The organism is Bacteroides zoogleoformans (assembly GCF_002998435.1).
In the GTDB taxonomy this organism is placed as follows: Bacteria; Bacteroidota; Bacteroidia; order Bacteroidales; family Bacteroidaceae; genus Bacteroides; species Bacteroides zoogleoformans.
The window spans coordinates 2,059,473-2,073,780 of record NZ_CP027231.1 but is presented as its reverse complement, the minus strand read 5'-3'; the positions used below and the strand labels follow the sequence as shown (position 1 = coordinate 2,073,780).

4 protein-coding genes and 1 pseudogene are annotated in these 14,308 nt (G+C 55.6%); 3 read left to right on the top strand and 2 right to left on the bottom strand.

Going from position 1 to position 14,308, the window contains the following annotated elements; translation table 11 throughout:
- Positions 1-8 precede the first annotated feature (8 nt).
- The 3 genes and pseudogenes from C4H11_RS08545 to C4H11_RS08535 all read left to right on the top strand — a co-directional run bounded on the left by C4H11_RS08545 (position 9) and on the right by C4H11_RS08535 (position 8,910).
- A complete protein-coding gene (locus C4H11_RS08545) occupies positions 9-3,995 on the top strand; it encodes a hybrid sensor histidine kinase/response regulator transcription factor (RefSeq protein WP_205729992.1) in 3,987 nt (1,328 codons plus the stop codon).
- A 101-nt stretch (positions 3,996-4,096) separates the two neighbouring features.
- Positions 4,097-5,635: pseudogene (locus tag C4H11_RS08540) on the top strand (sulfatase family protein); the annotation flags it as partial.
- A 182-nt stretch (positions 5,636-5,817) separates the two neighbouring features.
- Positions 5,818-8,910, top strand: coding sequence for a chondroitinase family polysaccharide lyase (locus tag C4H11_RS08535; protein ID WP_106041280.1), 3,093 nt, complete (start codon positions 5,818-5,820; stop codon positions 8,908-8,910).
- 481 nt (positions 8,911-9,391) lie between these two features.
- Here the strand turns inward: C4H11_RS08535 and C4H11_RS08530 are convergent, their stop codons facing one another.
- Positions 9,392-10,879 (bottom strand): RagB/SusD family nutrient uptake outer membrane protein, encoded by a 1,488-nt coding sequence (locus C4H11_RS08530; RefSeq protein ID WP_106041279.1) that lies wholly within the window; start codon positions 10,877-10,879, stop codon positions 9,392-9,394.
- A gap of 25 nt (positions 10,880-10,904) precedes the next feature.
- Complete coding sequence (locus C4H11_RS08525) at positions 10,905-13,982, bottom strand: SusC/RagA family TonB-linked outer membrane protein (RefSeq protein WP_106041278.1); 3,078 nt, start codon at positions 13,980-13,982, stop codon at positions 10,905-10,907.
- Positions 13,983-14,308: the final 326 nt, after the last annotated feature.

Genomic DNA, 14,308 nt, shown 5'->3' with positions numbered 1-14,308 from the left:
TATGGAGCATGGTTGCCATTGCCCTGCAAGGGCAAAACATTTCTTTCAATCATCTGACTACCGACGACGGGTTGTCGCAATTCTCCGTAAACAGCCTTTACATCGATGAGGGCGGTGTGCTGTGGATTGGAACGCGCGAAGGACTGAACCGATATGACGGAAAAGAGATACAGACCTACAAGCTGCGGAAAAATGATCCGTACAGCCTCTTCTGCAATACCGTACTGCGTCTGACCGGTAATGAGAATGGAAAAATCTACCTGCTCTGCACCGAGGGCGTGGCCGAGTTCAATCTCGCCACCCGGCGATTCACCACTTTACTGCAAGGGAACATCAACAGCATCTACTACAAAAACGCCCTTTTCATCGGAAAGAAAAACGAAATATACCGTTATAACGAACAGACAGGGAATTTCGATCTCTACTATCAGGTACCCGCCGGAGGCATTGATATCTTTTGCATGCACATAGACCGGAACCACTTGTGGATAGGCACTACCAACGATGGTGTATACCGCTTGAACCTGACCGACAAGACACTGGCCCACCCCATTCCGGCAGGGAATATCACCAGCATCTACTGCGACAGCCGGAACGAATTGTGGATAGGAAGCTGGGAAGAAGGACTTCACCATGTGAAGACAGACGGCACAATCGAAACCTTCGCTTACGACAGCAAGAATCCGCACAGTCTCTCGTCCAACTTCGTCAGGGCATGTTGCGAGGACAATCAAGGCAACATCTGGATAGGAACCTTCAACGGACTGAACCGGTACGACAAAAGCACGGGAACTTTCCAAAACCACACTGCCGGCGACGAACGAAGCGAAGGATTGACACATTCCTCCATCTGGTGCATCGTAAAAGACAATCAGGGCACACTATGGCTGGGCACTTACTTCGGAGGCGTCAACTACTTCAATCCGGAGTATGACATATACAATCGCTACACCTACTCACCCATCGAAAAGAAAGGATTGAGTAACCCTGTAGTAGGGCGCACTGTGGAAGATAAGTACGGCAATCTTTGGATAGGCACCGAAGGTGGCGGGCTGAATCACTACGACCGATTTACGCACGAGTTTAAATGGTTCCGTCCCGGTGGTCCGAACAGCATATCGCAGAACAACGTCAAAGCACTTTATTACGACCCCTCCAAAGAGATTATCTGGATAGGAACCCATCTGGGCGGACTGAATAAGCTGGATATTCGTTCAGGACGTTTCACTCACTATCGGACAAATCCCGGCAATACGGAGTCGCTTCCCTCGGACATTATACGCGATATTGCGCCCTATCGGGACTCGCTGATTGTGGCCACACAAAACGGCATCTGTCTTTTCAATCCGGCCGACGGGAAGTGCCGCCAACTCTTCAAAGACAGTAAGGAGGGGCGCAGTATCAAGATGGTGGCCGACATCACTTTCGATGACAAAGGAACCCTTTGGATAGCCGCCACCGGGGAGGGCGTGTTCAGCTACCGTTTCGACAGCGGACAGCTGACGAACTACCGGCACGACTCTGCTCATCCGCACAGCATCAGCAACAACAATGTGAACAACATCATGCAAGATAGTAAGGGAAACCTTTGGTTTGCCACTTCGGGCAGTGGACTGGATCTATATCATCCCTCGAGCAACGACTTCGAAAACTTCGACCAAGAGCAAAACGGCCTCGCCAGCGACTGTATCTACGAAGTGTGCCAGTCGCCCACCAGCGGACAATTGCTGATCATCACCAACGAGGGCTTCTCCATCTTCGACCAGAACAGCAGGCGGTTCAGGAACTACAGCGCAGAAAACGGATTTCCATTGACGTCCGTCAATGAAAATGCCCTCTGTGTGACTCGTGACGGCGAGATATTCCTTGGAGGAACGCAAGGCATGATTTCTTTTCACGAAACTGAACTGAACTTCACGCCGAAACCCTACAACATCATACTCTCACGCCTCATTGTGAACGGTGACGAGATACAAGTAGGAGATGAAACCGGCATCCTGGAAAAAGCGCTCAGCTGCACGCGGGAGATTACGCTGAACGCCGACCAGTCGATGTTCAGTATCGAATTTGCCACCTCCAACTACGTGGCGGCCAACAAGGACGACATCATCTACAAATTAGAGGGATTCTCCAATGACTGGAACAGCACGCGCGGCCTGAATAACATTACCTACACCAATCTGAATGCCGGCACCTATACACTGCTCATCAAGCCCAGCGGCAAGGACGAAAGCCTATGCCCGCAGGTGAGCCTGACCATCCGCGTGCTGCCGCCCTACTACAAGACGCCTCTTGCCTACCTACTCTACTTATTGGTGACGGGAGGCCTGCTCTGGTATTTGGTACGCACGTACAAGACGAGAATCAAGCTGCGCGAATCGCTGAAGTACGAACAGAAGCACATACGCGATGTGGAGACGCTGAACCAGTCGAAGCTACGCTTTTTCACCAACATTTCGCACGAGTTCCGCACTCCACTGACTCTCATCGTGGCGCAGGTGGAGACGCTGATGCAATTGCAGAACTTCACCCCCGGCATATATAATAAGGTGTTGAGCATATACAAAAACAGCATACAACTGCGCGAGCTTATCACCGAACTGCTGGACTTCCGCAAGCAGGAGCAGGGACACATGAAGATAAAGGTAAGCCCGCACAACATCGTAGACTTCCTCTACGAGAACTACCTCCTCTTCCTTGAATATGCCTCGACCAAGCAAATCGACTTCCTGTTTGAGAAAGAGACGGACGAGATGGAAGTGTGGTATGACCAGAAACAGATGCAGAAAGTGATAAACAACCTGCTGTCCAACGCCTTCAAGCACACCAAAGCCGAAGGCTGTATCACCCTCAGCATCAGGAGCGAAGAGAATCTAATCGTTATTCGCGTGACGGATACCGGAAGCGGTATCGACACCGACAAAGTCGATAAAATCTTCGACCGCTTCTACCAGATAGACCCCACGGACAGCACCGATGCCGACAAAACAGGTACGGGCATCGGACTGGCACTGACCAAGGGCATCGTGGAGCTGCATCACGGAAGCATCCGCGTAGAAAGCGAACCGGGCAAGGGAGCCAGCTTCATCGTGAGCCTGCAACGGGGCAATGCACAATTCGACGAAGAGCAAATCAGCAATAACCCCGACAGCGTGCAACAGATAGAAACATCTCTACCGGAGAACGACGCCTTCCTTAAAGCCGAAATAGAGGAAAACGTTCCCAACAAGCGTCTGCCCGATGCCACAATACTGATAGTGGAAGATAACGAATCCATCCGCCAGATGCTGGCCGCCCTCTTCAAGCCTTTCTATGAAGTGCTGACGGCCGCCGACGGTGAGGAGGGGCTGGAGCTGGTACAAAACCACATGCCCCACATCGTGGTGAGCGACGTGGTGATGCCCCGCATGTCGGGCACGGAACTGTGCAAGCGGATAAAGAGCGACTTCAACACTTGCCATATCCCCGTGGTACTGCTCACGGCACGTACCGCCATAGAACAGAACATCGAGGGGTTGCGCATCGGTGCGGACGACTACATAACCAAGCCTTTCAACACCGGCTTGCTCATTTCGCGCTGCAACAACCTTGTGAACTCTCGCATCCTCCTGCAAGAGAAGTTCAGCAAGCAACCCCAGGCCACAGCCCGAATGCTTGCCACCAACCCCATCGACAAGGAGATTCTGGATCGTGCCACCGCCATCATCGAGCAGCATCTGGATGACACGAGTTTCAACGTCAACGTCTTTGCCCGCGAGATGATGATGGCTCGCACCAACCTTTTCACCAAACTGAAAGCCATCACCGGCCAAACACCGAACGACTTCATCCTCACCATCCGCCTGAAGAAGGGCGCACTGATGCTACGTAACAATCCGGAACTCAACGTCACCGAGATTTCGGATAAGATAGGATTCAGCTCTCCACGCTACTTCTCCAAATGTTTCAAAGAGGTGTATCAAGTGAGTCCGTTGGTTTACCGCAAAGGGGAGTGATGTACTTTTTTGCCTTTTGCACGTACTTCCTTGCACATCTGGAATCGACAAAACCCTTTACCTTTGTCTTCAAAATTCAGAGTCTAAAGTCTAAGAATATGATGAAACAAATTTCTCCCCTATGGTCTCTAATACCCGGTGCCGTTTTGGCAACGGGATGCGGAAGTCGCACCAAAGGCGAAGCTACCGACCACGCCCGGCAAAAACCGAACATAGTCTATCTGATTGCCGATGACCTGGGCATTGGCGACCTGAGTTGCTATGGCGCTACCAAAATCAGCACGCCCAACATCGACCGTCTGGCCGGACAAGGCATGCAGTTTACCAACGCATATGCCACCTCTTCCACCAGTACACCCTCACGCTTCGGACTGCTGACGGGCATGTATCCGTGGAGACAGCAGAACACGGGCATTGCTCCGGGCAACTCGGAACTCATCATCGACACCGCCTGCGTCACTATGGCCGACCTCTTCAAGGAAGAAGGCTATGTCACCGCCGCCGTGGGTAAATGGCATTTGGGGCTGGGACCGAAAGGCGGAACCGACTTTAACGGCCTCATCAAACCGAACACGCACGACATCGGCTTCGATTACGAATACATCATCCCCGCCACAGTAGACCGCGTGCCTTGCGTGTTTGTGGAGAACGGACACGTTGTGGGGCTCGACCCCGACGACCCTATCACCGTGAACTACGAGCACAAAGTGGGCAACCGCCCCACCGGATTAGAGAACCCCGAACTGATAAAGATGAAACCCAGTCAAGGCCACAACAACACCATCATCAACGGCATTCCGCGCATCGGCTGGATGGCAGGAGGCGAATCGGCCCTTTGGACAGACGAGGACATTGCCGACGTGATTACCGCCAAAGCCAAAGACTTCATCAACATCCATAAGAATGAGCCTTTCTTCCTCTACATGGGCACGCAGGACGTACACGTGCCCCGCGTGCCCCATCCTCGTTTTGCCGGGAAGAGCGGTCTGGGCCCTCGCGGAGATGTCATCTTGCAACTGGACTGGACAGTGGGAGAAATCATGCGCACACTGGACAGCCTGAACATTTCCGACAACACCATCTTCGTGCTTTGCAGCGACAACGGCCCCGTGATTGACGACGGCTATCAAGACCAAGCCTTCGAGCTGCTGAACGGACACACTCCGATGAAGCACTACCGGGGCGGAAAGTACAGCGCCTTCGACGCCGGTACACGCATCCCCTTCATCGTGCGCTGGCCTCAAGGCATCAAACCGGGAAAACAACAGGCTCTCTTCTCTATGATAGACGTGTATGCCTCCTTTGCCGCACTGTTGAACCATCCGTTACCGCCGGACATCGCTCCCGACAGCCGCGACCAGTTGGACACATTTCTGGGTACGGACACTACCGGATGCCCCTACATCGTGCAGCAAAACCTGAACAACACCCTCTCCATAGTTCAGGGAGACTGGAAGTACATAGAGCCCAGCGACAAACCGACATTGGAATACTGGACGAAAATGGAAATGGGCAATGCCCCTATCCCTCAGCTGTACCGACTTTCAACCGATCCGTCAGAGAAAGAGAATGTAGCGGAAGCCTATCCGGAAAAGGTAAAGGTCCTCTCCGCCCTGCTGGAGAAGGTGAAATCCGGCAAAGAAGCTGCACAATACGTCAGCAACACGGAAGAGAAAAACCTGCTCCTCTCATCTCCATCAAAGAAATTGAGTGTAAACACCAAGCCGGAACAGAACAAATATTGATAATTATGTACAATTCGCATCACTCTATCTCAGAAAACAGAGATTTCTTTGTAAAACACCAATAAAGTAATTCCGACATGAAATCATTCAACCGATGGAAGACGGGGGCCGCCGCGCTCCTTTGCACGCTCTGCTCCGTGGGCGGACAGGCACAAACCGTGAAGCACGAACGGCTGCTCTCTTTCGAAGAAGGGCAAGTGCCGGCTTTCGTTACCACCACGGCTCCCTCGCAACTCTCGCTCAGTGAAGACCACCGGCGCGACGGTCGGCGCAGCCTGTGCTGGACCTACCAACCCCACGGCGTGCTCTCCGTGAAGAAAGACCTGAAGTTCGAGCGGAAAGACCCTACCGGACGAGACACGTACCTCTCCGCCTTCATCGTCTGGGTGTACAACGAGCAGGCGCAGGACAAAACCATCCGGTTCGAGTTCCTCAAAGACGGCAGGGTATGCGCCTCTTTCCCCTTCGGCATCAACTTCACCGGATGGCGAGGGGCGTGGGTGTGCTACGAGCGCGACATGCAGGGCACGCCCGAGGAGGGAATGAACGAGGTGCGCGTCGTGGCACCGGACGTACCGGGCAAACTCTTCTTCGACCACCTGCTGACCGCCGCAAAGGTGGACGCCCGCCAACAGACGCCCGACGTACAGGTGCCTTTCGTCAACAAGGGCACTACCAACCATTGGCTGGTGGTCTACGAGCACTCGCTGTGGAAACCGGACATCCCCTTGACGCCCGTCACCGACGCGCAACGGCAGGACATCCGGAAGATGGAAAGACGCTTCCGTGAGATGCTCTACACCCCCTCCGCCCTGTCGGAAAAGGAGATAAACACCCTCCGCCGGAAGTACGATTTCTATCAAATAGCCTATAAAGACGGCCAAGTGACGGGACGCCCCATCTGGTTCGTCCGCCAATCGGAAGCCTACGAGCGTCTGCTGCCCGATTGGGACAAAGACATGTTCGTGCGGCAGGGAGTGGAGCTGAGCGACTACTTCAACCTGATGAAGCGCCTCTCCACAGCCTACCTCGATGCCGAAGACCCCGGCCTGAAGGAAGAGCTGAAGCGGAAATTCCTCGCCATGTATGACAACGCCACCGACCAAGGCATAGCCTATGGCAGTTGCTGGGGAAACATTCACCACTACGGATACAGCATGCGCGGCCTCTTCGTCTCTTACTTCCTGATGAAAGAGGCGCTGCGCGACGCGGGCAAGCTGGAGGAAGCCCAACGAACCCTCAACTGGTACGCCATCACCAACGAGGTATATCCCAAGCCCCTGACGGACGGCATCGACATAGACACCTTCAACACCAAGCTGCAGGGACGCATGGCCGGCATCCTCATCCGCGAGGACTCGCCCGAAAAGCTGCAATACCTGCGCTCCTTCTCGCGCTGGCTGGACCATGGCTGCCGACCTGCCGACGGGCTGGCGGGCTCGTTCAAGGCAGACGGCGCCTGCTTTCATCACTGCAACCTCTATCCGGCCTATGCCGTGGGCGGACTGGAAGGGGCCGTGAACATGATATACCTGTTGAGCGGAACCGAGTTCAAGCTCTCCGAAACGGCTCACCGCACGGTGAAGAACGTCTTGCTGACCATGCGCTTCTACTGCAACCTCAAGCAGTGGCCGCTCTCCCTGTCGGGCCGCCACCCCAACGGCAAGGGCGAACTGATTCCCCTGCAATACGCCACGATGGCCCTGGCGGGAACACCGGACGGACGGCAGGCCCGCGACCCCGAGATGGCGGCCGCCTACCTCCGCCTGGTGGATCATGATTCCGTCCCCGACGAAGAGGCACCCGACTACCTGCCGAAGGCCTCCGCCCGCCAAGAGCGGGAGATGAAGCAACGCCTCGAGGCCGAAGGCTTCCGCCCCGAACCCCACCCGCAAGGAAACAGGGCGCTGGGCTACGGCTGCGTGTCCGTACAGCGGCGAGACAACTGGGCCGTGGTGGTGCGCGGACATTCGCGTTACCTCTGGGCGGCGGAGCATTACCTGCCGGCCAACTTCTACGGGCGCTACCTGGCTCACGGCAGTATGCAGCTGCTGACGGGCAACCCCCATCAACCGGTCACCCTCGCCACCAGTGGCTGGCAGGAAGGGGGCTTCGACTGGAACCGCATTCCCGGCGCTACGGCCATCCACCTGCCTTTCGACCGGCTGCGTGCCCGTGTGCTCAACGTAGACACCTTCTCCGGCATGGAGGAGATGCTCTACTCCGACGAGGCCTTTGCCGGCGGATTGTCTCAGGCACATACCAACGGAAACTTCGGCATGAAGCTGCACGAGCACGACAAATACAACGGCTCGCACCGCGCGCGCAAGTCGTTCCACTTCTTCGACGACGTCATCGTCTGCCTGGGCACGGACATCGAGAACCGCAACACCGAATTTCCCACCGAAACCACCGTGTTCCAGCTGGCCGCCCTCACCCCCGAAACACGCCACTACTGGAACCGTTTTAAGAGCGACGGACAAACCTACATCGACCCCAACGGCACGGGCTATTGCCTTGGAAAATCTTCCATGAAACAAGCCCGGTTCGAACGCAACTTCCCGCAAGTCACCGTGGGCGAACGCAGCGACAAGCCCACCCGGGGCGACTGGGTGTCGCTGGTGCTGCAGCACGGCAAAGCGCCGCAGGGCGCACGCTATGAATATGCCGTACTGCCGCGTACGGACGCCGCCTCGCTGAAGGCCTTCGCACGCAAGCCCTCCTATCGCATTCTGCGCCAAGACCGCGATGCGCACATCGTCCGCTCCCTCCGCGGGGGGCTGACTTCGTACGTCCTCTTCGAGACTCCGCGCCTGCTTCCCGCCGAAGGGCCCTTGCTGCAAGCCGACACCTGCTGCCTGGTGATGACGCGCGAAGAAGAAGGAAAACTCCTGCTCACCGTCTGCCAGCCGGACCTGGCCTTGTACCGAGGCCCTTCGGACGAGGCTTTCGACGAGCACGGCCGACGCATCGAGCGCAGCATCTATTCCCGCCCGTGGAAAGACCACGCAAGCGGCGAGATGCCCGTCACCCTCACCTTGAAAGGGCGGTGGAAAGTGGCCGAAACGCCTGATTGCCGCCTGCTCTCAGCGGACAAGAAGCAGACGGTGCTCCGCTTCACGTGCCGCCACGCGGCCAGTTTCGAGGTGGAACTGGAAAAGGAAAAATAATGCGGTGAACTGCCTTGATATGCCTTCAAAAGGCATTTCCAAAAACTTTAATCCATAATACCCCGCATATACGACACCGGTAGTCTCGCATATGCGACGTTAGTGACTTCGCATATGTGACGTTGGTGGTCTCGTATATGTGACGTTGGCAGCCTCGCATATGTGACGTTGGTGGTCTCGCATATGTGACGTTGGTGGTCTCGCATATGCGACGTTAGTAGTCTCGCATATGCGACGTTGTCACTCTCATATATACGACATAAGAACCTTGTATATACAAAGTAAACGGCAAGAAATATACAAGTATGTAAGAGGAATTATACTTTATTCTTAACGTGGCGAATGCAAGACAGCACCCCCCATCCGGCCGGATGAAGCGGTGCTGCAAAAGAAAGAGAGACGTTTTTGCGGCGACGGGGCGCACGGGGCGCGTCCATCGCCTGTTGAATATCGGAAGCGTCGCGTGGTGTTGACGGTTGCGTCAATAGCCTGCGTTGTTGCTCCAGCCCGTCAGCTGAATCTGCTGGTAGGGGATGGGCAGGTAGTAATGCTTCTGCGCCTTGAACAAGGAGTTCTCCCATTGCGCGGGTTTCACCTCGCTCACTTTCTCCAGACGAACCAGTTCGAACCAGCGTTTCATCTCGGCGAAGAACTCCCATCCCCGCTCGTCGGACACGGCTTTCAGGAAGGCTGTGGGGTCTGTGGTGTCCGTCAGCTGCCCGTCGGCGTATCCGGCCCGCTTCTGCACGGCCTGAATGGCGGCCAAGGCTTGGGCGTTTACCTGTCCGGTGGCTCTGACAGAGGCCTCGGCATACGTCAGCAGCGCCTCCGCATAGCGGTAAATACAGGTCATGCCGTTGGAGAGCTGGCTCTTGCCCGGAGCGCCGTCGTTGTAATCGTAGTATTTGGAGATGGCAGGCAGTTTATCGGCCGAGGCTTTATACTGCACGAGGCCTTTTTTCGTTTTCCATTGAACCATGTAGTTCCATGCCTTGCGCTCGTCGTCGGGATAGTTGAGGTAGAAAGCCTCGTTGCCGTAATAGTCGGCCCATCCCGCATTGGGGCTGAAGTCGGAGGGATAGTAGGACTTTCCGTATTGGCTCGCGCTCTTGTTGGCCACGCTGTGCAGAAGGGCGAACATCACCTCGTCCGTGCTGTTCTTATTCTCCTCTTTCCAGATGTCGGCGTATTTCTCCGTCAGCTTCAGTCCGGAATTGTCGATGATGTCTTTCGTCAGCTCGGCAGCCTTCGCGTAGCTTTCCGTCCGCTTCAGGGGCCATCCGGCCAGACTCATATACGCGTCGGCCAGGCAGAGCTTGGCGGCCCATTGGCTCGGTGTAGCGGAGTTGCCCTTGCGTGCGGAGGCGGGCAGCCATTCCACGGCCCTTTGCAGACTGGGAAGAATGGCTTTGTCGTAAACCTCGGCCACGCTTGTCCGCGGCATGCGGCCGGAGGATTGCTCTTCGTTCAAGACCAAAGGCACATCGCCGAAGAGGCGCGTCAGATACAGGAAAGAGAAACCGCGCACGAAATAGGCCTCGCCTACTATCTCGCGGAATTTCCGTGCCTGCTTCTCGTCGTCGGGAAAGACCGTTTTGTTGATGACGGCATTGGCGTCGTCTATGGCTTTGAACAGCAAGTCCCACATCGTGCTTACGTCCGCGTCGTTCTGCATGACGTCCGGAGAAAGGTTGCCGAAGTTCCCCAGGCGGTTGTCGGGTTTCGCCGCCCGGTAGGTCACGTCGTCGGCACATACGTTGATGGACTGCATGCGGCAGTTGAAGCCGTAGTTACCGCCCCAGAGGTCGTTGTAGAGCGCAGTGGTGAACTTCTCCAAAGAGGGCTGGTCCAACAGTTTGAAGTAGCCGTCCACCGTGGAGAAAGAGCGGGGCTCTTGAGTCAAGTCCACGCAAGAGGAGGCCAAGGCAACGCAGCCGGCAAGAGTGAAGGTATAGAGTATCTTTTTCATGTTATTCGTCTAAATAGGTTAATAGTTAGAAAGCAAAATTCAGGCCGACCAGGTAGTTCCGGCTGTTGGGATAGTTCCCCCAATCCACGCCCTGTATCAGCGGATTGCCCAGCGTAGCTTCCGGGTCCAGTCCGGAGTATCGGGTGATGTGGAACGGATTCTGCACAGAGGCGTAAACGCGCAGGTTGTGGATGCCTACCGACTTGCAGCATTTCTCGGGCAAGGTATAGCCCAGCGTGATGCTCTTCATCTTGATGAAGCTGCCGTCTTCCACGTAGCGGCTCATGTATCTGTTGACGTACGTATTGCCGCCCTTGACGAAGCCCGGAACGTCGGTATCGGTGTTCGTGGGCGTCCAGCGGTTCTGCCACTTGCGCAGCGGAACCACCGGGGCTTTGCTCTGCGCCCTGATGCCGCTGATAGCCATGTGTTCGGTGGCGTTGTAGATGTCGAAACCGTGAAATCCTACCACGAAGAAAGAGAAGTCGAAGTTGCGGTAGTTGAAGGTGTTGCTCCATCCCCAGTTGAAAGTGGGCTGCCCGCATCCTATCACGCCCTGGTCTGCCTCGTTGATGACGCCGTCCTTGTTCAGGTCGGCCAGTTTGATGTTGCCCGCAACCACCTTGTAAGTCTGGCCGTTGGTTTTGCCGTTCTTCACTCCGTTGCCATCCACGAACGGGGCGTCTACCTCGTCCTTCTGCCAGATGCCGGCGGATGTATAGCCGTAGAAGGTGCCCAGCTTCTCTCCCTCTATCATCTGGAAGATCTGGTTCTGATAGTTTCCGGCTTGTTGCTGGCGGCGGTTCTGGGTGGGGATGTTCTCGAAAGTGCCTTTGTTGTGAGACAGCGTGAGGTCCGAATGCCAGCTGAAAGCCTTTCCGGCAACGGGGTCTGCGCCGATGGTCAGTTCCACACCGGTATTCTTTATCTTGCCCGAGTTCCTCAACGCGGAGCCGTGTCCCAAGTGTGTGGGCTGGGCCAATTCCAGCAAGATGTCCTTCGACAGCTTGTTATACCAATCGGCACTGATGCGCAGGCGTCCGTTGAAGAAGCCGAAGTCCACGCCGATGTTCGTCTGGTCGTTACGTTCCCACTTCAGGTAGGGAGCGGCAGGGCGGTCTATCTTGTACGAGGTGCTTCCGTCGGCATTGCGCACGTTGACAATCTTGGAATAGATGCGGTAAGCCTCCACCGACTGGTTTCCTACCGAGCCGTAGCCGATGCGGAGTTTCAGCTGGTCGATGAAGGTGTTGTCTTTCAGGAACGCCTCCTGCTTGAGGTCCCAAGCCAATGCGGCCGACGGGAAGTAGCTCCACTTGTCCGCCAGACGCGAAGAGCCGTCGGCACGGATGGAAGCGGTGAGCATATACCGGTTCATGAACACATAGTTCAAGCGGAACATGCCGGACATCAGCGTGGTGATGATTCGCTCCGAGTCGATGTTAGCCAGATTGCCGGCAGACCATCCCAAGGCGTCCCAGCCCAGTTCGGGCCGGTCTAAGGCATTGGCTACGGTGTGGTGGCTGTAGTTGTTGTTGTACGACTGCTCGAACACGGCGGTGGCATTGACACGGTGATTCTTGTTGAACTCCTTCACATAGCTCAGCAGGTTGGTGTTGAGCCAAGACAGGTTCCAAAAGCTTTGTGTGCCGGCCGTGGTGCGATTGTTCTTGAACTTCTCATAGCTGTTTTCGCCGGCAGCCGAAGAGTTCATCCGGTTCTCGAAGGTCACTCCCAGTTGCGAGCGGAAGTTCAGTCCGTCCGCCAGTTTGAAGTCCACATAGCCCTGCAGGTTGTTGACCAGCGTCTGATGGGAGTTGTTCGCCTCCCAGATGTGCCCCATCGGGTTGTAGTTGGGCGAGCCGTCGAAGAAGGCGTTGTTGTACTCTCCGCGCTCGTTCTTCGGGCTGATGGTGTTGGGGAAGAGCGTGGCTTGCTGTATCAGGCCGTCGTATTCGGAGACGCGCGGATTGGCGCTTTCTCTGTAATGGCCGTAGAAGTTCAGGCCGCCCTTCAGCCACTTGCGGATGTTTGTATCTACCTTCAGTCGCCAGTTATAGACGCTGCTTTCCGAAGCCTTGATGATGCCTTCGTCGTTCTGGAAGCGCACGGACGCCAGGAAGGTGGTCTTCTCTCCGCCGCCGGCCACGGACAATTCGTAGTTCTGCGTCAGGGCAGGTTTCCTGAATATCTCTTTCGCATAGTCGAAGCCCGCTTTCCCGGTACGGAAATCTTCCAGCTGCTGGGCGCTGTAATAGTGGTTGTCGCCGTAGCCGAAGTATTCTTTGCCATAGTCGTTGACCAGTTGCGCGTACTCGTAGGGAGAGAGCGTGTCGACGTACTTGGCCACCGTCTTGAAGTTGGCGAAGGCGTTGAACGAGACGGTCAGCTTGTCTTTGGCCGGGTTCTTGGTGGTGACGAGGATGACGCCATTGGCGCCGCGCGAGCCGTAAACCGCCGTTGCCGAAGCGTCCTTGAGCACTTCGATGGACTGGACGTCAGCCGGGTTGAGAGACTGAAGCGAGCCGCCGATAAATCCGTCGACTACTACCAGCGGACCGGTTTCGGCGGTGATGGAGTTGATGCCTCGCACACGGATGGTGTTCTCCTTCCCGGGGTCGCCCGAGCCGGAGAGTACCGATACGCCGGCCATTCGCCCCTGCAAAGCGTCGGAGACATTGCCGGTAGGCGTGCTTTTCAAGGCGTCGGTGGCTTTCACCGAGGCAACCGAGCCGGTCAGGTCGCTCTTGCGCTGCACGCCGTAGCCCACCACCACCACTTCTTGCAGCAGCTGGCTGTCTTCCACGAGTTTGACGTCTATGTTCGATTTTCCGCCCACGGCGATCTTCCGTGTCTGATAGCCGATGTAAGAGAATACAAGGGTGGCGTTTGCCGGCACATTGTGCAGGGTGTAGTTTCCGTCGATGTCTGTGATGCTGCCGTTGCCGGTGCCGTCCACTTGGATGGAGGCGCCTATCACCGGGCCCTGGTTGTCGGTCACCGTGCCCGTCACCGTCAGGTTCTGCGCCACGACGGGCAAGGCGAAGAGCGCGGAGAGCAACATCATACTTAATGCTTTAAAGAAGCTTACTTTTTGTTTCATAAGTATTGATTTTGTAATTGAATGAATAAAGGTTGTTTATACTTTGTCCCACCGGCTCTTTCTGCCGAACGGTATTGCAAAAGTAAGAGGGAGATGATGGAAAAACGTTGGTCAATCGTACGCAAATAGTGCGAATTCGTACAAAACTCACTGCGGAAAGATTCATGCTTTTCTGCTTGATTCTCTTTTTTCCGCTTTATTCCCTCCGACAGAAGGGAATGGAGCTTTCGGCATGCTCCATGCCGCATTCTCTTTTTCAGGAGGGAGGGAAACGAAAAGGTAGTGGTGATTCTCCCGTATTGACAGAAGCTTGTGCCTGATGAGAC